Here is a 23,306-nt window from a genome sequence, read left to right on the forward strand (position 1 = left end):
ATATACCATAGGGTATATTGCATGCGTCTTAACAATAGATTTAGAAAGGCATGGTCACCGTAAAGAATTATCAAGACGCTAGTTAAAATAAGGAGCTTCCTAAAACAGGATGTTCCACAGGATGGCCCCTAACACCAGCATCACCAAGCCGAAAATAACAAGTCCCTTCCCTACCCTGCTTTTTTCCGGATCATCATGCAATGCATAGAAGCCGCCTACTATGAGACCGACAATCGGAATGAAGAAAGTGGCAATGAACAATAAAATGATGGCCGCGCTATGATCCGAAGCAGGTGCGGAATAGCTGCGGTTAGAATAACGGCTGTCGGTTGGATTGGAAATCGCCACTTGCCCGCAATATTTGCATTGCAGCGCTCCCGGGTCCAGTCTCTCTTTGCAGCCGGAACAAATCTTTGCTTTTGGAGGCGCAGCCTGTTTCTCATTCATGGGAGTGCCGAAAACCTTGGCGTTATGAAGAGGATGACTGCAGCCGGAGCATACGGAAGCGTTCTCCGGATTTTCTTCCTTACAATTCTCACAGACCTTGTATGCCATAAATACACATCCGCTCCGTCCCTGAAAGTTATGTTATATTTTACCACAAATATCTAATTCGAGCAGAGGCATCTGCATAGTTATGAAAGCAGTGACACGGCCTCCTGAGCCGGGCTCTGCTTGACATTTAAAAACGTTGTCACTACAATTTGTAGTGAGAGGTGTGGCAATTGAAAATTCATCATTTTAAGACGAATGAAAGCGGGTTAAACCGTTTCTTCGGAACCCTCGAAGCGAAGATTATGGAAATTTTGTGGGAGGGGCCGGAGAAAGCCATCAAGGAAGTGCAGCAAAGGCTGGAGCAGGAGAAGGCAGTGAACTTCAATACCGTGATGACAGTGATGAACCGTCTGGTGGAGAAGGGGATATTGCAGAAGCGGATGGAGGGCCGTTCGTTCTTGTACCGTCCGGTTTTGACCAAGGAGCAGTTCATCGATACGCAGTCCAAGGAGCTTACTCATGAGCTTATCGAGGAATTCGGGCCGCTCGTCGTCAATCACATGCTGGATGCATTGGACGAAGCCGATCCGGTGTTGATGGAGAAGTTGGAACAAAAAATAAAGCAGCTGAAAAAGGAAACGTAATCCATGCGGGACAATCGGTGGGAGAATCGATCCAGGTTGATTTTTATATCAGGGATGCTGGTAGCGGGCGTGGTTCTTGTCCAGATGGGCATGTACATCATGCATACGCTGGCCGGCTGGGAAATCAGATATAACGTTCTACAGCTATGCCATACGATGATGAAATCTTTAGGCATTCAATGGGTGGGCTATATTCTGAATGCGATCGTTGTATATACGTTTGCGATGTCCATCTGGTTGGCAGCCAAGCAGCTGCATTTGTCCAGAATGTTCAACAAGAGGTTACTCATTCGCCGTCATGAGCTGCTTACAGGAGAAATCAGCCGGAGATACCGCCGGACGGGCTCGGGAGAGCAGCTTATTATCGTCATCGAGCATGCGGCTCCATTAGCATTTGCCGTAGGCTTCTTCAAGCCGAAAATTGTCTTATCAACCGGACTGATGGATTTGCTGGAAGCCGAGGAGCTGGAAGCCGTTGTCCATCATGAGATGTTTCACCGCAAACACGGGGACCCGTTGAAAACCTTCCTGATGTCGCTCGTTGCCTCCGTCATGTGGTATATTCCGATCCTCAAATCGTTTCATCACAATTACAAGATCGTGAGGGAGGTACTGGCGGACAACTATGCGATTGAGCAAACCGGCAGCTCTGTCCATCTGGGCAGTGCTCTGCTGAAGCTGCTCAAAGGAAAGGCGCCGGCCCCGATGCCGGTCTCGCATGTTTCGTTCAGCGATACGTCGATTAATTTGCGGATTCGGCAGCTGTTGGAGCCGCAAACGGATGTGCCTTTGAATTGGCCGTTTACCCCCGCAATGATTTCCCTGCAGGTGCTTTTTGCTCTATGCTCGATGTTTGTCCTGGTCATGCATTAAATGGCGTTACCTCTACCGTCCTGCACTACCGGGTATACAGCTTTGAGAGCGCCTATCGGTGCAGGAACAGCTTGTCCTTTTATTCAAGGGGATTTGGGGCTGGCGTACGGCGTTTTCCCGAATTTCACACTACGGCTTGTAGTATTTGTGATTATGCAGCAAATGGAAACCTTTAGGCTGTGAGCAGCCTATGACTACGGAAGGAAAGAAGAGATCTCATTGAAGCAAACTACGAAGAAATCCGTTTATAAAGAGCAGCGTAAGCAGGAGAAAATCCAAGAGAAAAAACGGATGCGCATGATCATGTGGATCACGGCGATTTGTGTCATTGCTGTTATAGCCATTATTATTGTTGCTCTGCCCAAGCCGGCTCCGGTACAAATGCCTTATGAGACGATGCCGACGCTCGGCAATCCTGATGCGCCTGTCAAAATCGTCGAGCTGGGGGATTATAAGTGCCCGTCCTGCCAAGTGTTTAGCCAGAAGGTGGAGCCTCTGCTCAAAAAAGATTTTATCGATACGGGGATTGCATCGCTTCATTTTATGAACTATACGATCATCAGCCCGGAAGCCGATTCCATGACGTCGGCCATGGCCGGGCAGGCGATTTTCCATCAGAATAATGACGCCTATTGGAAGTATTACGACGCGATCTATAAGAATCAGGGCGATGAGAAAAAAATCTGGGCGACGACAGATTTCATAACGAATCTGGCCCGCCAGGAAAAGCTTCCGATCGACTATGATAAGCTTAAGCAGGATATCGAGAACAAGACGTACAAGAAGGAAGTCGACGCGCATAACGCCTTTGCCCGCAGCAATCAAGTGTACAGCACGCCGACGTTATTCATCAACGGCAAGAAGTTCGAGGACCCGTTTGACTATAATAAACTGAAAGCCGCTATTGAAAAGGCTCAAAAGGGTGAATAAGACTCGTTATGCGATCCTTCTTTAGACAATACGGACTGTATATGGCATGGGCCGTTTCTTTGGTCGCGGTAGGCGGCAGCCTCTTTTTCAGCGAGGTGATGCGCTTTGAGCCCTGCAAGCTGTGCTGGTTCCAGCGTATCTTCATGTACCCGCTCGTCATCCTGCTCGGGATGGCCTGCTACAAGAACGACCGCAAGCTGATTGCTTATATCCTGCCGATGAGCATCATCGGAGGCATGATCTCGCTGTATCATTATTCCGAGCAAAAAATACCGGGACTTGCCAAGCTGCTTCCCTGTACGGTCGGCGTACCGTGCAACGAGGATTATATCAATTGGCTCGGCTTCATCACGATTCCTTTTCTGGCGCTGATCGCTTTCATCATGATCACTTGCTTTTTGCTGCTGGGCAGGGAAGACCGTCAGGAAGCTGAAGAGTTGGAGTAGATAAAAAGGAGACCGCCTCGGCGGTCTTTTGTCTGTTGAAAAAACCATAGAGCTTGAACTAATGCTAATATACTCCGGTGGGGTATGCCCCTCCAGCCAGGCTTCCGAAGCTGGCTTTGCTTCGCAAAGCCCCCATTACACTTAGGTAGTAAATGGAATATACAAAAGATCGTTCTCCTCATTTGACCTGTCGATCCAGGTGGAGAGCGATCTTTTTCATGTTCTGTACGGCTGCCGTCATCAATGCTTGCTCAGTCACATTTTGCAGCCCCCGTAAACGGCAATAGCGAAACCCATGGAGCTGTTTGGCATCCGCGAAGCTTCGCTCAATCGTTTCTTTTCTCTTCTTGTACAGATATTTACCTGACTTACTCAAATGATTCTCGCGCACCCATTCCTTACTTGCTTCCCACACATGTCGTGTGATGATCTTTTTATGGTTCCGGGAACGAGTGCATTGGGAGAGGAAAGGACAGTTTTTACAAACCTCCGGATTCGACGCGTAATGTCTGTAGCCTTCCCGATTCGTTGTTTTGTAAGTAAGTTGCTGACCGTTTGGACACGTATACGAATTCGTTTCTGTGTTGTAATGAAATTTCCATTTGGGAAACAAACCCTGTGTTGGGTGAAAACGACGATGCGCAATAACCGCAAAGATTTTTCTATCATGAAGGCTTTTACAGATAGGGTTGGTTAAATAACCTGAGTCTAAGGCAACAGCTTCAACTTGAAACCCGAAGCGATTAACTTGTCGGTCGAGTCGTTCTACATAGGGCAAAGAATCATGAACATTGCCGGGGGTGACATGGACATCTGTAATGATGTTGTATTTCATATCGACGGTACGATGATCTAAATAGTAAAACCCTTCCGGCTTCCCTTCTCTGACCATGTAACCACTGTCGGGATCTGCTTGGCTCACCTTAATTTCCTTATATTCAACCACTTCCTTTCTAGCTTTTAGTGCTTTTTTCCATGAGACTTACGGTCACTATCCACCGCGGCATCGAGTTCTTTGAGATAATCTTTTGTATTTTGAAGCACTTGCTGTTTAGTAAATTTGTTTTTATTGGCGTTAGCCTTGATGTGGGTCGAATCCGAAACTAGCACTCGCCCTCCCACCATGCGATGCTGGATTGCCTGAAGCACGATTTCATCAAATACGTCTTGGAAGATCGTTGTATTTACGAAACGTTTGCGCCGGTTCCAGCTGATTGTTGTGTGGTCAGGGACGCGATCGGTCAGAGCAAGTCCAAGGAACCAGCGATAGGCGAGATTGGTTTGAATCTCCTGTTCTAAGCGTCGCTCCGAGCGAATGCCGTAAAAATAGCCAAGGAAGATCATTTTGAAGAGAACAACAGGATCAATAGCAGGTCTTCCATTATCTTCACAGTAGAGTGGAGTTACTTTTTCTCGAATGAAGTCAAAGCTGATATATTTGTCCACTTTGCGGAGCATATGATCTTGAGGAACAAGGTCTTCGATAGATACGAACTCATACGCAGTTTGTTTACCTTGATTATAACGAAGCATTGTTTTCACCGTCCGATTAATGTAGTACTTATATTATACAACATTAACGCGGTGTCGTGATAAAAAAACGAGCATAAAGAATGGCTGTCGAGACTTTTTCGAAAGCCTGGATCCATTCGGATCTCTTTTTTTGTTTCAATAAGCCATTTGTTACTCACATTAAACATTGACTATAGTCGATTTGGTTATCGAAGCTATGAACAATTTCAGGAAAAGGAATAAACATACTAACATATATTTATATTTACATAAATGCTATAATATGGGATTTTATTGATGTCACCTCAGAATCTGTCGTTACACCACGAAACGAGTCATGAAGAGGTATTCGTGCAGGTCGGAGAGGAGGTATTGATAATATTCATGTAGTTCAGCAACAAAACTTAGCATTAGAACGTCACTTTTATTATGGGAGGAAGTTGTCAAATGTTCAAATCGCTAAAAAAACTATCAAAAATAGCCACTACATCTGCACTTGTTTTAGCTCTAACAGCAATTTCTGCAATTAATGTTAATGCATATGAATACTGGGGACCTTCTTCTAATAGATACAAGATTTCAACTGGCGTATCTTCAGGCTCTTACATGAACAATGCAGTTGATAGTTACAACCATAATGGGACAATATATACTTTCGGTACTGCTTTTAATGGGGCATTCAATGAGTGGAATAATCTTACTGAATCCAACATACTAAATGGCAGTGGGACTACCAAGGTAAGAACAGAAGGACAAAACTATGGAGATTTGGACTTGTGGGGTTGGGCCGAAATGTATGTTGGTGGTATGAATGGTACTAGGGTTTCAGGTTTTCGTGGCGAGACTGGTCCTTCGAAAAGTTGGGATTTTGCTTGGGTGTACCTAAATGCATTTGATATTAACGAGTCCTCTCTTTCTTATAATCAATATCGAGGAACAGCTATTCATGAAGTAGGACATGCGTTAGGCTTAGCACATGAAAGAGATGGAACACCATCGGTTATGAATGATATTTCTTATATTAACAACGGGTGGCTAGTTCCACAAACAGATGACATTAACGGAATTAATAATCTATACTAGGCAAGGAGGATACTAAATGAAAAAAATAATATTTCTTCTTATTTTTGTTTTGGCTACACTTACGGCTTGCATGAAAGAAGAACCTAAAGTAAATTATGGCAATGCATCTTTACAGACACATTATCAAGCACTTGAAGAAATAGCTTATGACGCTCAATTAATCGTTGAAGTGGAGTTGACTGGAGAATCCAAAAACATTAGATATAAAGAGGCCGATTTTAATGTCATTGAAGCCCAAGTTAAGAAGGTTATAAAAGGTGACGAACAATTAAATTCCAAAATGATTAATGTTCTTGAGGTGGCGGCTTTTAGTTTAAATGACCACAAAAAAAATATACTGTTTCTTAAAAAGTATGATGGACCTGTAACAGATAATGCTTATTTTGTTGCAGGAGTTTACCAGGGGAAACTAAATCTGGGTAGTAATAATAAAATAGTCTACGATGCAGATAAATACGGTGGCGTGAAGACATACCAGTCTGATTTAGAAGGTTTAGATGCAAAATCCGTAGAAGAAAAAGTAGCAGAAGCTGTTAAAAATGCAAGACCACCGAAAAAATTGAACAGTGATGAAAATCAACTAAAAAAGAATGAAGAAGAATCCCGCAAGTTACTTGAACAAGATAAAAAGCTTGAAAAAGTACAGCCTGAACAGAAATAGTTTAGAGTTGTAGAAGCAATAATTTATTCAATATAGAAAGTTCGTAGATCGTTAATTTTCATAGAGACCCTTCACATTGAGGGGTCTCTTTTTCGTCATACCTAAGACCGCTTCGGCGGTCTCTTTTTTGATGTATAGGGTAGGGGATAAGGCATGATTGCTTCGGCCAGTCCATATATTGGTACTGTACGAGCATGCATCCTTTATCAAAGGTGGAATGAATGATGAGCGTAACTTCACCAACGGCCGTCCGTCAGGTTGTGTTGAATATATCGGGAATGACGTGCGCGGCTTGTGCCGTACGCATCGAGAAGGTGATTGGCAGAATGGAGGGAGTAGAGCAAATTCAAGTGAATTTGGCTCTGCACCGGGCCTCCATGTCCTTTGTGCCGGGCAAAATCACGCTTCGTCATGTCGAGGACAAGATCAAGCAACTTGGTTATTCAGCCCGGGAGCACCATGCGACGGAGGATAACCGAGGCCGTACCGATCCCTTCGAGATCGTTCGAACGGGGACGATTTTGCTTATTTCTTTTTTGTTTATGGTGCCTTTTCTATGGGCCATGGCAGGCCATCATACTTTAACGTCCTCCCTTTGGGTGCCCGAGCTGCTCCTGAATCCGTGGTTTCAGCTGGCATTGGCTACTCCGGTCCAATTCGGGATCGGGCTGCCATTTTATATACGGGCCTTTCAAGCGATCAGGAACGGCGGAGCCAATATGGACGTGCTCATCGTGATGGGGACGTCGGCGGCCTATTTTTACAGCCATTACTTGATGTTCCACCCCGCCTCGGGCCATACTGCAGGCTCTGCTCACCACGGCTCCCTATATTTTGACGCGAGCGTAATGATTATGACGATCGTCTGGTTCGGCAAATGGCTGGAAGCCTTGTCCAAACGCCGCACATTAAGAAGCCTGCATCAGCTTCATCAGCTTCGGCCCGAGACGGCACAGGTGCTGCGGGACAACAAAGAGCAGCGGGTTTCGCTGGATAATGTGACGGCGGGGGAGATCATCGTCGTCCGTCCAGGAGAAAAGATCCCGGTGGACGGGATCATTCTGGAGGGCCATGCATCAATCAATGAGTCGATGATCAGCGGCGAAAGCATCCCGGTCGACAAGAAGGCAGGAGAACGTGTCATCAGCGGAACACTGAATCTTAACGGGATGCTGAAAATCCAGGCAACCGAGGTGGGCAGCGAGACAACGCTCGCCAAAATGATTCAGCTGATGGAGGAAGCCCAGAATTCCAAAGCGCCGATTCAACGGATGGCAGATACCATCTCCGGTGTGTTTGTCCCGGTTATTATCGGTCTGGCTGCGTTGACGTTTGCCGCATGGTATCTCGTCTTTGAGCCTGGAGCAACAGGAGGTGCGCTGGAGAAAGCCATTGCTGTACTGCTCATTGCATGTCCCTGCGCGTTAGGCTTGGCAACTCCGACTTCCATCTTGGTTGGCTCAGGAAGGGCTGCTCAGCTGGGCATTTTGTTCAAGGAGGGCAAGCATTTGGAGATGCTGCCGGACACGCAAGTGATCCTGCTGGACAAAACCGGGACCATTACGATGGGGAAGCCCCATGTCTATGATATGATGGCGGTGAGAAGGTCCGGCGATTCCTTGCTGCGCCTGTTAGCCGGCGCGGAGCAGCATTCCGAGCATCCGTTGGCCAGGGCCATCGTAGAGGCCTGTATGGACCGGCGAGAGCATGGATCAGGCAGGGAATCTCTTCCGGTATGCGAAGCCTTCCAGGCCTCGGCGGGAAGCGGGATTCGCGCCGTTGTGGAAGGGAAGACCGTCATTGCCGGTAATCGGCACTGGCTTCAGGAGCACGGGATCGCGCCCATCCCGCAGTCGACCCGAATAGAGCGCTGGGAGCAGCAGGGAAGCAACGTCGTATACGCGGCAATAGACGGGGAATGGGCAGGGGCTGTTGCTTTGCGCGATCAAATCAAGCCTTCTTCACGCCCGGCCATCCAGCAGCTGCAGGCTATGGGGGCAAGCGTAATTATGGTGACCGGTGACCATCCGCAGACGGCAAGGTCCATTGCCAAGAAGGTGGGCATTCGTGAGGTGTATTCGGAGATGCTGCCGGAGCATAAAGCGGCACTGGTCGATGAGCTGAAGCGGCAGGGGAAAAAGGTAGCTATGGTCGGCGACGGTATCAATGATGCCCCTGCCCTTGCGGCGGCAGACACCGGGGTTGCCGTCTCCAGGGGTACGGATATAGCCAAGGCGGCGGCCGATATCGTGCTTCTTAAGGGGGATTTGAAAGGTATGGTCCGCGCCATCGGAATCAGCCGCCGAACGATGCAGGTCATCCGCCAAAATCTTGTTTTCTCGCTGTTCTATAATGCATTGGCGATCCCTTTCGCTGTGACGGGGTATTTGGCGCCATGGGTCGCCTGCACCGCAATGGCCTTCAGCTCGGTGACCGTCATTTGCAATGCGCTGCGTCTGCAGAAGGCTTGATCTCGCACGTTAATCCGACCGAGATTTCCTATCCCGATCCGCCTCATGACTTTGACCCAAAACAAGCAAGCTCGTCTGCAAGAGCAGTCGGGGCTTGCTTGTTTTTATTTTCCACAATAGATCTCTGAGGTACCGGTATGTGGCGCGGATAGCTTTGCAGGGAAATTCATACAAAAAATATCAAAAAGTTTCAGTACGATGTTGTATACTAAAAAAGAATCCGCAGACCTATTGATTTTTCACGGGTCACAGAAGTGAAAATCTAAAAGTAGAAAAATAAGGAAACTTGTCGATTTTTAAAGAGAAGGGGAAATAGGATGGAACATGTTCATGGATCGTTCGATACATCGCTAGTTGTTTTTTCGTATGTTGTTGCTGTTGTTGCTTCTTACACCGTTCTTGATTTGGCAGGGAGGATCAGCAAATCCGATGGGATGAACCGATGGCTGTGGCTTTCTTTTGGCGCCTTTGCCATGGGAATGGGGATCTGGTCGATGCATTTTGTAGGCATGCTGGCATTTTCACTGCCTGCTCCGGTTTCTTATAATCTGATCACCGTTATATTGTCAGTCGTGGTGGCTATTATTGCCTCCTTCGTCGCCTTGCATGTAGTAAGCCGCGAGCAGTTATCATGGCGCCAATTGCTTGGCGGCGGGGTCTTGCTTGCCACCGGGATATCCTCGATGCACTACATTGGAATGGCCGCTATGCTGATTGATATTACTTATAACCTTTTTTACTTTATTCTTTCCATTGTCATAGCCCTAATTGCGTCGGTAGCGGCGCTGTGGCTGTCGTTTTATTTCCGCAGAGACGCGGAAGGCAGTGTCGCATGGAAAAAGCTGGGGAGCGGTCTGATTATGGGTGCTGCGATTGTGGGCATGCATTATACGGGTATGATGGCGGCTGAATTTCACCTGGGACCTAAGTCCATGTCAACCTCGGGCATCAAGCTGGATCAGGACTGGCTCGGTTACTTCATTTCGGCAGGAACTTTATTTACGCTCGGGTTATCTCTGCTCGGGATTTACATATCGAACAAGATCTCACATAAGGATTCGGAAATTCAAGAGAAAACCAATGAAATCTATTTGATGAATCAGGAGCTGCGGCAGCTAAACGAAAATTTGGAGGAATTGGTGAGAGAACGTACGGCACAGCTTGAACAAGCTCATGACGAGGCGATCAAAGCCAATATGATCAAAAGCCAGTTCCTGGCCAATATGAGCCATGAGCTTAGAACGCCGCTCAATGCGATTATCGGCTACAGTGAGATGCTGGTGGAAGAAGCTGAGGAGCTTAATGAGCCGACCTTCGTAGAGGATCTGGGGAAAATCAGAAATGCGGGTAAGCATCTGCTGTCGTTGATTAATGACATATTGGATATTTCCAAAATTGAAGCGGGCAAAATGGAGATTCACATAGAGACATTCGAAGTGTCCGGTCTGATACGGGATGTGATCACCACAGTCAAACCGCTCATAGATAAAAACGGAAATACCTTGGAGCTGCGTTTGCAAGAAGGTGTGATGACAACGGACGTCACCAAGCTGAGACAGATCCTGATTAATCTGCTCAGCAACGCGAGCAAATTTACCAAAAACGGTACGGTTACCTTAGAGGTAAATCATGAACAGCGAAGCCATGTCGCAGGATACAGCTTTCGCGTCAAGGACACAGGCATCGGAATGACATCTGAGCAAGTCGAGAAGCTGTTCCAGCCCTTCATGCAAGCGGATTCCTCTACCACTCGCAAGTATGGGGGGACGGGTCTCGGGCTGGCAATCAGCAGCAGCTTCTGTGAAATGTTAGGCGGATCCATGGAGGTCGAAAGCGAAATGGGGGCGGGGAGCACCTTTACCTGCTGGCTTCCGATATCCAAGAGTGACGACGAGCCGGGTTTGAAGGAGCTTGCTGACGACCAGAGCTGCAAGGAAAATGACAACGGTGTCAGCATCCTGCTCATTGACGACGAGACGTTTAATCATCAATTGATGAAGCGCTATCTTGCTAATGAAGGATGGAAGCTGGCGTTTGCTACCAATGGGCAGGAAGGACTTCAATTAGCCAGGAAGCTTCGCCCCAAAGTGATCTGTCTGGATATCCTTATGCCGAGCATGGATGGGTGGAGTGTCCTGTCAGCAATAAAGAGCGATCCCGAGCTGCAAAACATTCCTATAGTGATCTGGTCGATGACCAACGACCAACAGCTTGGATATGCACTGGGCGCATCCGAGTTTCTGACGAAGCCGATTCAGCGTGAGCGGCTGATTCATGTCATGGATCGGTATATTTCCAACCGTAACGAACACAAGGTGCTGGTCATTGAGGACGATGAAGCGACGAGCGATTTGCTGACGAGGCTGCTGGAGAAGGAAGGATATGTCGTGAACCAGGCCCGAAACGGCCGGCTTGCCTTGGAATTAATGGAGAGAGCAGAGCCGGCGCTTATCCTGCTTGATCTTATGATGCCGGAGATGGACGGATTTCAGTTCCTTGAAGAACTTCGCAAGAGGGAAGCCTGGAGCAAGCTGCCGGTTGTGGTTGTGACAGCCAAATCGATCACGGCAGAAGACAGACTGAAGCTCAATGGCTTTGTAAAAAATGTTGTCCAAAAAGGTTCCTTCGACCATAAATCACTGTTGGCGGATATTCGCCGGTTTGTTGAGGAGCAGAACACGCAGGGACATTCATAATGAGAGAGGCGAATCGACATGAACACAATTCTCCTTGTGGAGGATAACGAAATGAATCGGGACATGCTTTCTCGGAGGCTTGCCCGCAGGGGGTTTGAGGTAATCACAGCCGAAGATGGGAAGCAAGGCGTTGATACGGCCATTCAGGAACGCCCCGATTTAATCTTAATGGATTTGAGTTTACCCGTAATGGATGGCTGGGAGGCAACCCGTTTGCTCAAAAGCAAGGAGGAAACGAAGAATATCCCGGTCATAGCCTTAACCGCTCATGCCATGGCGGGAGATGAAGCAGAGGCTTATCGGGCGGGATGCGATGATTTTGATACCAAGCCGGTCGTTTTGGAACGATTGCTTGAGAAAATAAATGCGGCATTGAATCGATAAGCGAAAGGTGAATAACGATGGACGAGATCAAGCTGGGCAAAATTTTAATCGTGGATGATCAAGAGTATAACGTCAGCCTTCTGGAACGTATTCTGGGGCGAGCGGGATTCCAAAATGTGTACAGCACCATGAATTCTCTGGAGGTTGAACGATTGCTCACGGAAGTGGATCCGGACATTATTCTGCTTGACCTGCACATGCCGGAAATGGACGGGCTTCAGGCTCTGAAGCTCATTCGCGGTCATTCTGGGCCGGATAACTATTTGCCTGTCTTGATGCTTACTGCCGATTTGACCTCCGAGGCCAAGCAGAAGGGATTGCAGGCTGGGGTTAATGATTTTTTGACAAAGCCCTTTGACAGGACGGAAGTGATTCTTCGTATTACGAATTTGCTCCGAACCCGGTATCTTCACAATCAGCTGCAAAATCAGAACAGTGTATTGGAAGAAAAAGTACGGGAACGGACTAAAGAACTGCAGCTGGCCCAAATGGAAATATTGCAGCTTCTCGGACGTGCGGCGGAATACCGGGACGATATAACAGGTCAGCATACGCAGCGGGTAGGCTGGTTATCGGGATTAATTGCAGAACGACTAGGACTGCCGGGCCGCGAAGTTGACATGATCCGGTCGGCGGCACCGCTTCATGATATTGGTAAAATCGGCATCCCGGACGACATATTGCTGAAGCCGGGGCGGTTTGAGCCCCACGAATTCGAGCGTATGAAGTCTCATACGTCGATCGGTTCCAATATTTTGGAGGGAAGCTCCTTTGCTCTTCTGAAGCTGGCCAGACTCATAGCCGAATCACACCATGAAAAATGGGATGGTACCGGATATCCCCAAGGGCTGAAGGGTGAAGCAATTCCTCTCTCGGCACGGATTGTGGCACTCGCTGATTTTTATGATGCGTTAACCCATGCCCGTCTTTATAAAAGGGCTTGGACACAAGAAGAAACGCTTGCTGAAATCAAGGCGCAACGCGGAAAACATTTTGATCCGCAGATCGTGGATGTGTTTATTCAACTGCTTCAGGAAATAAAACCCTAAGCCATCATACATAATGTCCATACAGAACAGGTCCCGCAGCTATTGCGTCATTGCCGGGGGCCTTTTCTTTATTCAGCAGCTGTTCTCCAAAGGATAGGCAGCGATTAGTCCGAGCTTACCGGCTACCCCCTGAAAAGCCCAGTCGCCTGCGAAGGTGTGTAGCATCAGAAATTTACAGATTTCGACAGGGCGACGGAGGTTTGTTCATGAATCTATCCAACTGCCGCGGCTGCGGTAAGCTTCATCTGCAGAGCGTGAACGTGCTTTGCAGCGATTGCTTTAAGCTCCATCTTGAACAAACTCATCAGGTGAAAAGGTTCCTTCAAGCCAACCCGCACGCTTCCGCTATGGATTTGGCTAGAGAAATGGGGTTATCCTTAAAGCAAGTTTATGAACTCGTGGGCCGGTAATCTCTTATTTTGGGAGATGCCGGTTTTTTTATTGTTATTAAATTTTTTGCATGTGCGGTACATGTTCCCTTATCCAAGCGTCTATAATGGAGATCGTAAGGATATCCCGAAGGAATGGTGAGGAAGGTTTGAGAATCGTTTGGAAATCAGGTGCTTTTCTGCTGCTGATCTGGCTTGTCTTTATGCTTGCCTACCAAGGCTATATAGCAAAACTTAAACATGACTTAAAGAGGAATACAGGGGCCTTCCTGCAAGAAATCCAATCGCAGAATTATACTAAAGCCGCGGAGTTGCATAGAGGTTCGATTGATCTTGCATCAATTCGGAAGCTGGATGAAATGGATGGCTTTCGGCTTCTGTCCTTCGACCGGGTAACGGCAGCTTATGATGACGGTTGCGTTTGTACGGGGAAAGCGGAGCTAACGTTCGCTGTGAAGGGGGAGCCTTTTCAGGTATCCGTCATTGTGACATCAGGAACAGATTATATGCCGGATCAAATCTGCGCAATCACTCCCCCTGACATAAAGCGCAGATCGATTCCTGAGTTATCGCAATGGAACCTTGCCGCTTGCGGCAGTGACGGCATTTAGGGCTAGTTCATTTAGATAGAGCTCATCTAAAAAATAGGTATAATCAAGAGCGGCTTTTTGGCAGTCCGGGACATGAGATGTTCCCTTGGGCTGTTTTTTTATTTATTAAACGTAAAAAATACTATTTACAATTGGGCGAGCTTCGTTTATGATAATCGTTATTATTAGTAATTATTACGAATATTGACGATTGCTTTGAAAGGAGTGTGGGTAGGGAATGGAGCTGACCAGTATGAAGCAGGTTGTCTTCGGTTACTCGGAATTTCCTTGTCTGGACGATGTGAATCTTGAGATAACCTCGGGCGAGTTCGTAGCGGTGATAGGCCCTAACGGAGCGGCCAAAACAACCCTGCTGAAGCTGATGCTCGGCCTAATAAAGCCATGGAGCGGTCAAGTGGAAAGAAGCGGAGTCGGACCCCAGGGAGGAAAATTGGTTGTAGGCTACGTCCCTCAGCAGATGGCCTCGTTTAACAGCGGCTTTCCAAGCAAGGTAATCGAATGGGTACGGTCGGGCAGATGGAGCCGTAAGCGCTGGTATGAACGGTTGAATGAAAGGGATCATTTCATTGTGGAGCGGGCCTTGAAGCAGGTAGGGATGTGGAATCGGAGGCATGCGAGAATCGGCGAGCTGTCAGGCGGTCAAAAGCAGCGTATGGGGGTAGCAAGGGCCCTCGCGCAGGAGCCGGATCTGTTCATTCTGGATGAACCGACTACCGGTATGGATGTGGAGAGCCGGCATGCTTTTTATGAGCTGATGCATTCACAGGTGAAGGAATCCGGCAGATCCGTCGTTATGGTAACTCACGGCCTGGAGGAAGTGCTGCCCAGAATCGATCGCGTTATCGAATTGAAGCGCAAGGAGGGAGAGGATTGGAAATGCTGCACTACGAGTTCATGCAGCGGGCATTTTTGGCCGGGGGGATAGTGTCCGTTCTGGCTTCAGTGCTCGGCGTTTACTTGATGCTTAGGCGGCAAGCTCTGATGGCGGATACCCTGTCTCATGTATCCCTGGCAGGCGTTGCCATAGGAGGGCTGCTGCATTGGAATCCCGTAATAACAGGTTTCGCCGCTGCGGTGATCGGTGCCTGCAGTGTGGAGTACGTCCGCAGATCGTTCCGGGCTTTCAGCGAAATTTCTATTGCGATCATCATGATAGGCGGATTAGGCTTCGCCGTAGTTGCCATGAATATGAATCAAAGCCTAAGCAAGAGCATGAATGCTTATTTGTTCGGTTCAATTCTGGCTGTGAACCCCGTAGAGCTGTGGCTGATGCTGGGAGTGGCGGCGGCTGGAGGGCTGTATTTCTTCTTGCTGCGGAGATCTTTGTACGTGCTTGCTTTCGACGAAGAAACCGCAGAGACAAGCGGAGTACGCGTAAGGCTGATTTCCTTTTCCTTCAGTGTGGTCACCGGGATGGCGGTGGCTGTTGCGATGCCAATAGTCGGTGTGCTGCTGGTGTCATCGCTAGTTATACTGCCGGCCGCCTTGGCTATCCGTATTGCGCCGGGGTTTACAGCTGCAATCCTGCTGTCTGTTCTTATCGGGGTTACGGGAGTTTGCACGGGGCTTACGGCATCCTACCGATTCAGTACGCCTCCGGGCGGGACGATTGCACTTGCGCTGCTGTTGTTTCTCATAATCGGATTGGTGCTGAAAAGGGGCTGGCTGTACATAGGGAAGCTTCGCAATAAAAAGCGGCCGCACAGTGTGCAGCAGGAGCCTGTGGAGGAAGGACTCGTGGTTTCTCAGGGAACACAGTGAACACGGAACACTATCGGAGCTTTAAGGAATAAATAGCTTCAAAGCGGGCTTGTGCTCTAGGAATCTATCAATCATAAATAATGGAGGATGAAGATGAAATCATTGTTTTCTACTAAATTGCTCAGTCTGGTGCTAGTAACCGGAATGGTCACGGCAGGCTGCAGTGCTGCCGATCAGGCAGCCCCTTCTAAACCGGACTCGAAGCTGAATGCAGAATCGGGCACGGGGAAGGATATACCCGTCCAGCAGGCGAAGCTGAAGGTTGTAACAAGCTTTTATCCGCTGTATGAGTTTGCCCGCCAAGTAGCCGGTGATAAAGCGGAGGTCGTGAATTTGGTTCCCGGCGGTATGGAGCCTCATGATTGGGAACCGACAGCTCAGGATATGAAGCTGATTCAGGATGCAGGTGTGTTCGTGTATAATGGCGCAGGCATGGAAAGCTGGGCTGATAAAGTACTGGGCAGCATCAATAAAGACAAGACGGCGGTCGTCGAAGCCAGTAAACAGATGGAGCTGCTGGAAGGGACGGAGCATGACGAAGAGGAACATGATCATGACCATGGCAAGGAAACGGGCGAGACGCAAGACGGCCATCACGATCACGGTCCGGCTGATCCGCATGTATGGCTTGATCCAGTTCTGGCCCAGCAAGAGGTTCAGTCGATCCAGGCGGCGTTGGAGCAGGCCGATCCAGCCAATAAAGAGGTCTATAAGAAAAATGCCGCTGCGTATATCGCTAAGCTGAAGGAGCTGGACCAGTCGTTCAAGGATGGGCTGGCCACTGTTAAACGCAAGGAATTCGTTACGCAGCATGCCGCGTTCGGATACTTGGCCAAGCGATACGGCTTGACGCAAGTCCCTATCGCAGGCTTGTCCCCGGAGGAGGAGCCGTCACCCGGTCAGATGGGGGAGATCATCCGGTTCGCCAAGGAAAAGCAGGTGAAGACGATATTCTTCGAAACGCTCGTGAATCCGAAGGTAGCCGAGACGGTAGCCAGGGAGCTTGGAGCCAAGACGGCGGTGTTGAATCCGATCGAAGGCCTGACCGAAGAGGATAAAGCCAAGCAGCTGGATTATATTGGCATTATGCTCAACAATCTGGCGGCTCTAAAGGCTGCCTTAAACGAGTAGAAGCGTGAATATGAAAAGATCGATGGTCCCTCCTCCCAAATGGTAGGGGGAACCACCGATCTTTTTGATTTGTTCAAACGTCTGCGGGTGTGTCGTTTCCGCCTCTATACCGTCAAGGTGTCCTGCACGGGGCCGCCGGGAGGAACAAGCCGCTCCATGCCGTTCATATACGGCCGGAGAGCCGGAGGGATCCAGATCGATCCGTCCTCCTGCTGATGATTCTCCAGCAGCGGAATCAGAATCCGCGGCGACGCCACTGCCGTGTTGTTCAGGGTAAAGCAATATTGGGCCTTTCCTTGCGCATCGCGGTAGCGGATATTCGAGCGGCGCGCCTGGAAATCTAGCAGGCTCGAGGAAGAATGTGTCTCGCCGTAGCTGTCCCGGCTCGGCATCCAGCTCTCGATGTCATACTGCTTGTAAGTCTTCTGCGACATATCCCCCGTGCAGACGGCCATTACCCGATAAGGCAGACGCAGCAGCTGCAGCAGCTCCTCCGCGTTGCCGGTAATTTCCTGCAGCAGCTCCTCCGATCGTTCAAGGCTGGCTTCACAGAGGATGACCTGCTCGACCTTGGAAAATTGATGGACCCGGTACAGGCCGTGAACGTCCTTGCCTGCGGAGCCGACCTCGCTTCGGAAGCAGGTGGAGGCCGCGGCCAGCTTGATCGGCCGGGTCACATCCACTACTTCATTGCTGTAGTAGGTGACAAGCGGCACTTCGGAAGTACCGACCAGCCACTTCTCTTCATCCGGAACCGCATAAACCTGGTCCTCCCCGAGAGGGAAGAACCCAGTATTCGTCAAAGCCTCCGCACGTACCATAAGAGGCACCTCCAGCAGCTGGAAGCCTTTGCGAACAAGGAGATCCAGGGCAAGCTGCTGTACCGCCCGATGCAGCAGCACGCCTGCACCCTTCAAGTAATAGTTGCGGCGTCCGGCTGCTTTTACACCCCTGGGAATATCAATCATATCGTGGAGCTCGCCGAGCGCTACATGATCCCGAGGCATAAAACCAAAACGGGCAGGAAAGCCGACGCGCCGAATTTCCACATTATCCGCATCGGAACGTCCAACAGGAGTATCCGGCGAAACTATATTGGGTACACGGAGCAGGAGCCTCTTATACACCTGCTCCGCAGCTGCAAGCTCCGTCTCCAGCTGCGCCAGTGTCTCATTCATTTCTTTCACTTGCTGTTTAATGCGTCCGGCTTCCTCCGCTTGGCCTGATTGCATGAGCAGGCTGATTTCCTGTGACAGCTTGTTTCTCGACTGCCGCAGCGGCTCCACCTGATGCAGCAGCCGTCGCTTGATCTCATCGTGCTGCAGCAGCTCCTTAATGGAAACCTCCATCCCTTTTTGGTCCGCTGCGGCTTGCAGCCGCTCTCCGTTCTCTCGTATCCATTTGATGTCCAGCATAGTACCTCGCTCCTTTTGTGTAAAAATACAAAAAGCGCCCTCATCCGTATGGGACGAGGAGCGCTTTGCTCGCGGTGCCACCCAACTTGACCGAACAACAAGGTTGTTCGATCCCCTTTGGTTCCGCGGTAACGGGCGGGTCCGGTTAGCTTAGGGAGCGTAGGCTCCTTGACGAAAACGCCTCCGAGTTGGAATCTCTTCATAGGCATAATAGACACGATTTAATTTATCCCAGTATACCTTATTCGGCTTTGCTTGTGCAAGTGCGGGCTGGTTTCTTGGCTGTCAAAACCTCCTCGACACCTTGTTAGAATCCTGTACGCGGAGAGGGACAAAACGTGAATATTGTCTAAATTCAAGTGTATTTTGTTCATGGCTAGGGGAAGCCCTGCCTATTACAATAAGGGAAGTCATGCATATAGGAACCAATGTGATATGGGGAGGAATTCAGTGTGCAGTTTCATCAACAGAAGCAGGAAACGAAGCTGTGGTACCGCAAGCCGGCCAAAAAATGGCTGCAGGCGCTTCCGCTCGGCAGCGGACGCATAGGCGCGATGGTACACGGGCAAGTCAACCGCGAGGTTATTCAGCTTAACGAGGATACCGTTTGGACGAGAGGTCCCCAAAACCGCAACAACCCGGATTCTCTGCAAACTATTGACCAAATTCGCCGGCTGTTGAGTGAGGGGAAGGTGGAGGAAGCCCACGATATAGCCGATATGGGAATGATGGGAGTGGCTCGCAGGCAGCCTCCATATCAGACGTTAGGCGAGCTGAATCTGTTTTTTCCGGGACATAGGGACAGTATAATGGAGGATTATCACAGGGAGCTCGATTTGGAAACTGGGATTGCCACGGTAACCTACCGTATAAAGGATACAACTTACTCCAGGGAAATGTTTGCAAGCGCTGCCGACCAGGCGCTCATCGTCCGGCTGAAGGCGGATCGTCCGAACCGGCTTAGGTTCGGAGCCAATCTGTTTCGCAAGTTCGACGCAGTCACTGAAACCGCAGGGTCTGATACGGTTAGTCTGGACGGTCAGTGCGGAGCGTGGGGGACGAAGTTCCACGTCCGTATGAAAGCGGTATTAGATGGAGGAAGCAGCCGGACGCTAGGCGATCATCTCTATGTGGAAGGCGCCGATGCTGTAACCTTGGTGCTGACGGTTTCAACCGATTTCCGGTACGAGCAGTATCGGGAACAGTGCGAGGAGGAGCTGCAGCAGGCGTCGGCTGTCCCGTATCCGCTGCTGCTGGAGCGCCATCTGCAGGAATATCGTCCGTGGTTTGACAGGATGAAGCTGTCCCTTGGATGCGTTGGTCAAAAGGAGCTTGCCGAGCTGCCTACAGACGAACGGCTGGCCCGCGTGAAGAACGGGGATGAAGATACGGGATTGACCGAGCTGTATTTTCATTACGGCCGGTATTTGTTGATTTCATGCAGTCGTCCGGGCACGATTCCGGCTAATTTGCAGGGCATATGGAACGATAGCTATGTGCCGCCTTGGGATTCAAAATATACGATCAATATCAATATTCAAATGAATTATTGGCCGGCGGAGGTGTGCAATATGGCGGAGCTGCATTTTCCGCTGTTCGATCACCTGGATAGAATGCTTCCTCAAGGGCAGGAAACGGCCCGTGTTCAGTATGGGGCGCGCGGATTCATGTGTCACCATAATACGGATTTATGGGGGGATACAGCACCTACGGACTATGCGAGGGCCGGGTTATGGCAGATGGGGGCGGCATGGCTCTGCTTCCATTTATGGGAGCACTACGCCTTCAGCCTGGATACCTCTTTCCTGGCAGAGCGGGGCTATCCGTTAATGAAGGAAGCGTCCTTGTTCATGCTTGATTTCCTGTTAAAGGATTCGGACGGCATGTTTCATATCGGGCCTACCGTATCTCCCGAGAATTCGTTCCGGCTGCCTAACGGGGAGACAGGAAGATTGTGCATGGATCCGGCGATGGATGTTCAGATCGCTAGAGGGCTGTTCGAGCGCTGCATCAAAGCGGCCGAAATATTGCAGGTGGATGAGGAGCTGCGTAGGCAATGGAAGGAAGCCTGCAGCCTGCTTCCGGAGCCGAAAATCGGGAGATTCGGACAGCTGCAGGAATGGGACGAGGATTATGAGGAGGTCGACCCGGGGCATCGGCATCTGTCTCATCTATTCGGTGTCTTCCCGGACGATCAGCTGCTGCGTGACGAACGCTGGTCGCAGGCGGCTCGCGTTGCGCTGGAGCGCCGTCTCCAATACGGAGGAGGCGGGACGGGATGGAGCCTGGCATGGATTATTAGCCTGTGGGCACGTTTCAACGAAGGAGATCAGGCCCACGAGATGATTGCCAAGCTTCTTCGTGTCAGTACGGCCGACAATATGCTCGATTTGCATCCGCCGCAAATTTTTCAAATTGACGGCAACCTGGGAGCGGTCGCAGGGATAGCGGAAATGCTGCTCCAATCGCACGAAGGAGCGATTCGTTTGCTGCCGGCCCTTCCATCGGCATGGCCTGATGGATCAGTTGAAGGACTGCGGGCGCGAGGGGGCTTCGAGTTATCGATCCGCTGGCAGGAGTCGCTCCTGGCAGAAGCAAGAATCGTATCCCATAACGGCAGCTTATGCAGGCTACAATCCGAGCTGCCGGTTCAAATTCTTCATAACGGGCAGCCTATTGCGCAAGGCCACGGAGCATCCGATATCGTAGAATTCCCGACAGAAGCGGGTGCAGTCTATCATCTTCGAGTTTTAGCCTGATGGGCAGTTTGTTGAGAAACCTGAAAATCTGAAAAATTGCTTTAGCACCCCGGTGGGGTATCCCCTTCCGGTCGCTCTTGTTCTCGGGAAACGTTGATTGGAATTCCCCACAAAGAAATGGACTTGGCTTCGAAGCCGATTCAAGTTCTTTGTGGGGTTATTTTGCTTGCCGCCATAGACAGGATTCCTCTTAAAAATTGCATCCCTATCCGCCCGGAACGGGCGTTTTTTTCACGGGTTTATAAGTGCCATGAGACGACATATATCAACGGTTGATAGAAATGGAATTAATAGAAATACAGGCTGAAGCGCAGTACAAGTTATTTACCGGAAACGTATTAATAACTATCAACGAATTCTAATAGCTATCAGGAATGGAGGGATGGATAACGATGGACACGATGTATCCTTATTGCTAGAAACAGTTGTAGATGTCGCGGACCAGAAAATACTAGATTGGCTGCTGTTGCTAGAATGGACGGCATCCATCTGTAAAGGAGAGGATTACGTATGGCTGAGCTGATGGTCCCGATCACAATTCTTGCTTTTCTCTTCACGATTATGTTCATATTTTGGAAGCCGCAAGTCAACGAGGCGATACCCGCTTCGATTGGAGCTGCCTTCGTTCTTTTGAGCGGCAGCGTCACTTTAACGGACCTTGGAAACATATTGGATACTATAAGTGGAGCAGCAATTACGATTATAGCAACGATTGTGATGGCGATTGTTTTGGAAAGCTTCGGTTTTTTTCAATGGACAGCGGAAAAGCTGGTGGACAAGGCCAGGGGGTCAGGAATCCGGCTGTTTTGGTATATTAACCTCTTATGCTTCCTGATGACCTTGTTCGTCAATAATGACGGCAGCATTCTCATTACAACCCCGATTCTGCTTCTGCTGCTGCAGCATTTGGGCTTGAAAAATCATCAAAAGATTCCCTATTTGTTATCCGGCGCTCTAATAGCCACGGCGTCCAGCGCCCCTATTGGAGTCAGCAATATCGTCAATCTGATTGCATTAAAAATCGTTCACATGGATTTGTATATGCACACGGCCATGATGTTTGTACCGGCCACGTTAGGGCTTGTCCTGCTGGTCTGCCTGCTGTATCTCGAATTCCGTAAAACGCTGCCTCGAACCCTCCCGGCGGGAAATCGCAAGCTGCTGCTGACCAAGGGCAGCCACCCTCTGCAAGGGGAAGAAGAACAGATGACGGTGGAGAAGCGCAATAAATTTATGAGAAATATTTTGATCTTCGTTTTTGGTGTCAGGATCAGTTTGTTTGCAGCGTCCTATTTCCATGTCCCCGTTTCGTTGGCGGCCATTCTCGGATCTGTGATTCTGCTCGGCTGGCGCTGGTACCGCCTGAAAATTTCGCCTGCCGATATGCTGAAAAAAACGCCGTGGTATATATTCATCTTCGCATTCGGCATGTATGTGATTATATATGGCTTAAATAACATTGGATTGATCGAGTGGCTGATCCATTTCCTTCAACCGCTTGTAACCGGCAGTCTGCTTCAGGCGAGTGTAATGATGGGCGTGCTCGTCTCCGTGCTCTCCAATCTGTTCAACAATCATCCTGCCTTGATGGCCGGAACCTTGACGCTGACTAATATGGGACTAGACCCGCTCACACTGAAAATATCTTATCTTGCAAGCGTCATAGGCAGCGATATCGGATCTCTTCTGCTGCCTATCGGGACATTGGCTACCTTAATGTGGATGCATATTTTGAAAAAGGGAAAGGTTCCCATCACGTGGGGACAATATTTGAAGGTGACCTCGATCGTCATCCCGCTTACAACGATGTTCACCTTGATTATTCTGGCTTATTGGGTGAATTGGATATTTTAAGACTGAAGGAGACTTCACAGCCTGGAACCTATCGAAGGGGATATGGATCCGGGCTTTTATCATTTGGTTATTAGAATAATATCAGAGCCAAGCCATTACTAAAGTGATTTTATAAGGATAAAATATGAAACGTATTATAAAT

At 49.3% G+C, this 23,306-nt stretch carries 20 protein-coding genes; 17 read left to right on the plus strand and 3 right to left on the minus strand.

Going from position 1 to position 23,306, the window contains the following annotated elements; all coding sequences use genetic code 11:
• Positions 1–99 precede the first annotated feature (99 nt).
• The gene (locus tag GGC63_RS21210) at positions 100–555 is read right to left on the minus strand and encodes a double zinc ribbon domain-containing protein (RefSeq protein WP_192704019.1); all 456 of its coding nucleotides are present in this window, start codon (positions 553–555) and stop codon (positions 100–102) included.
• A 170-nt stretch (positions 556–725) separates the two neighbouring features.
• Between GGC63_RS21210 and GGC63_RS21215 the strand changes: the two genes are divergently transcribed.
• The 4 genes from GGC63_RS21215 to GGC63_RS21230 all read left to right on the plus strand — a co-directional run bounded on the left by GGC63_RS21215 (position 726) and on the right by GGC63_RS21230 (position 3,388).
• Entirely contained in the window at positions 726–1,139 is a 414-nt protein-coding gene (locus GGC63_RS21215; RefSeq protein WP_079909762.1) for a BlaI/MecI/CopY family transcriptional regulator, read from the plus strand.
• A 36-nt stretch (positions 1,140–1,175) separates the two neighbouring features.
• Complete coding sequence (locus tag GGC63_RS21220) at positions 1,176–2,012, plus strand: M56 family metallopeptidase (RefSeq protein WP_225948389.1); 837 nt, start codon at positions 1,176–1,178, stop codon at positions 2,010–2,012.
• Between the two features lie 219 nt (positions 2,013–2,231).
• A complete protein-coding gene (locus GGC63_RS21225) occupies positions 2,232–2,942 on the plus strand; it encodes a DsbA family protein (protein WP_225948390.1) in 711 nt (236 codons plus the stop codon).
• Between the two features lie 8 nt (positions 2,943–2,950).
• On the plus strand, positions 2,951–3,388 hold the full coding sequence (locus GGC63_RS21230; protein WP_079909764.1) for a disulfide oxidoreductase: 438 nt from the start codon (positions 2,951–2,953) through the stop codon (positions 3,386–3,388).
• Positions 3,389–3,566: 178 nt separating this feature from the next.
• On the opposite strand, the gene GGC63_RS21235 is transcribed toward GGC63_RS21230, so the two are convergent.
• Positions 3,567–4,921 (minus strand): IS1182 family transposase gene (locus GGC63_RS21235; protein ID WP_192704021.1). Its coding sequence is split into 2 segments (ribosomal slippage): positions 3,567–4,354 and positions 4,354–4,921, totalling 1,356 coding nucleotides; the frame shifts between segments, so codons are not numbered across the junction.
• 426 nt (positions 4,922–5,347) lie between these two features.
• Here GGC63_RS21235 and GGC63_RS21240 point away from each other — a divergent pair.
• From GGC63_RS21240 to GGC63_RS21290, 11 genes are all read left to right on the plus strand, one after another.
• Positions 5,348–5,983: a matrixin family metalloprotease gene (locus GGC63_RS21240; RefSeq protein ID WP_179135943.1), complete on the plus strand. Its 636-nt coding sequence runs from the start codon at positions 5,348–5,350 to the stop codon at positions 5,981–5,983.
• A 16-nt stretch (positions 5,984–5,999) separates the two neighbouring features.
• Positions 6,000–6,644 (plus strand): hypothetical protein, encoded by a 645-nt coding sequence (locus tag GGC63_RS21245; protein WP_079909766.1) that lies wholly within the window; start codon positions 6,000–6,002, stop codon positions 6,642–6,644.
• Positions 6,645–6,865: 221 nt separating this feature from the next.
• Positions 6,866–9,115, plus strand: coding sequence for a heavy metal translocating P-type ATPase (locus tag GGC63_RS21250; RefSeq protein ID WP_225948391.1), 2,250 nt, complete (start codon positions 6,866–6,868; stop codon positions 9,113–9,115).
• Between the two features lie 317 nt (positions 9,116–9,432).
• The gene (locus GGC63_RS21255; RefSeq protein ID WP_192704022.1) at positions 9,433–11,811 is read left to right on the plus strand and encodes a response regulator; all 2,379 of its coding nucleotides are present in this window, start codon (positions 9,433–9,435) and stop codon (positions 11,809–11,811) included.
• Between the two features lie 18 nt (positions 11,812–11,829).
• Positions 11,830–12,195: a response regulator gene (locus GGC63_RS21260; RefSeq protein ID WP_079910149.1), complete on the plus strand. Its 366-nt coding sequence runs from the start codon at positions 11,830–11,832 to the stop codon at positions 12,193–12,195.
• Between the two features lie 17 nt (positions 12,196–12,212).
• Entirely contained in the window at positions 12,213–13,244 is a 1,032-nt protein-coding gene (locus tag GGC63_RS21265) for an HD domain-containing phosphohydrolase (protein ID WP_192704023.1), read from the plus strand.
• A 206-nt stretch (positions 13,245–13,450) separates the two neighbouring features.
• Complete coding sequence (locus GGC63_RS21270) at positions 13,451–13,654, plus strand: hypothetical protein (protein WP_192704024.1); 204 nt, start codon at positions 13,451–13,453, stop codon at positions 13,652–13,654.
• Positions 13,655–13,782: 128 nt separating this feature from the next.
• Entirely contained in the window at positions 13,783–14,244 is a 462-nt protein-coding gene (locus tag GGC63_RS21275) for a hypothetical protein (protein ID WP_192704025.1), read from the plus strand.
• A gap of 217 nt (positions 14,245–14,461) precedes the next feature.
• Positions 14,462–15,169 carry a metal ABC transporter ATP-binding protein gene (locus tag GGC63_RS21280; RefSeq protein ID WP_192704026.1) on the plus strand — a complete coding sequence of 236 codons (708 nt, stop codon included), beginning with the start codon at positions 14,462–14,464 and terminating at the stop codon, positions 15,167–15,169.
• Positions 15,115–16,005 (plus strand): metal ABC transporter permease, encoded by an 891-nt coding sequence (locus tag GGC63_RS21285; RefSeq protein WP_192704027.1) that lies wholly within the window; start codon positions 15,115–15,117, stop codon positions 16,003–16,005. Before GGC63_RS21280 ends, GGC63_RS21285 begins: the two co-directional genes overlap by 55 nt.
• Positions 16,006–16,098: 93 nt before the next feature.
• Complete coding sequence (locus GGC63_RS21290) at positions 16,099–17,136, plus strand: metal ABC transporter substrate-binding protein (protein ID WP_225948392.1); 1,038 nt, start codon at positions 16,099–16,101, stop codon at positions 17,134–17,136.
• Positions 17,137–17,240: 104 nt separating this feature from the next.
• Here the strand turns inward: GGC63_RS21290 and serS are convergent, their stop codons facing one another.
• Positions 17,241–18,551: a serine--tRNA ligase gene (gene serS / locus GGC63_RS21295; protein WP_192704029.1), complete on the minus strand. Its 1,311-nt coding sequence runs from the start codon at positions 18,549–18,551 to the stop codon at positions 17,241–17,243.
• 452 nt (positions 18,552–19,003) lie between these two features.
• On the opposite strand from serS, the gene GGC63_RS21300 reads away from it, so the two are divergent.
• Complete coding sequence (locus GGC63_RS21300; RefSeq protein WP_192704030.1) at positions 19,004–21,310, plus strand: glycosyl hydrolase family 95 catalytic domain-containing protein; 2,307 nt, start codon at positions 19,004–19,006, stop codon at positions 21,308–21,310.
• Between the two features lie 510 nt (positions 21,311–21,820).
• Positions 21,821–23,164 (plus strand): ArsB/NhaD family transporter, encoded by a 1,344-nt coding sequence (locus tag GGC63_RS21305; RefSeq protein WP_192704031.1) that lies wholly within the window; start codon positions 21,821–21,823, stop codon positions 23,162–23,164.
• Positions 23,165–23,306: the final 142 nt, after the last annotated feature.

The sequence above is a fragment of the Paenibacillus sp. OAS669 genome (genome assembly GCF_014873645.1).
Classification (GTDB): Bacteria; Bacillota; Bacilli; order Paenibacillales; family NBRC-103111; genus Paenibacillus_S; species Paenibacillus_S vulneris.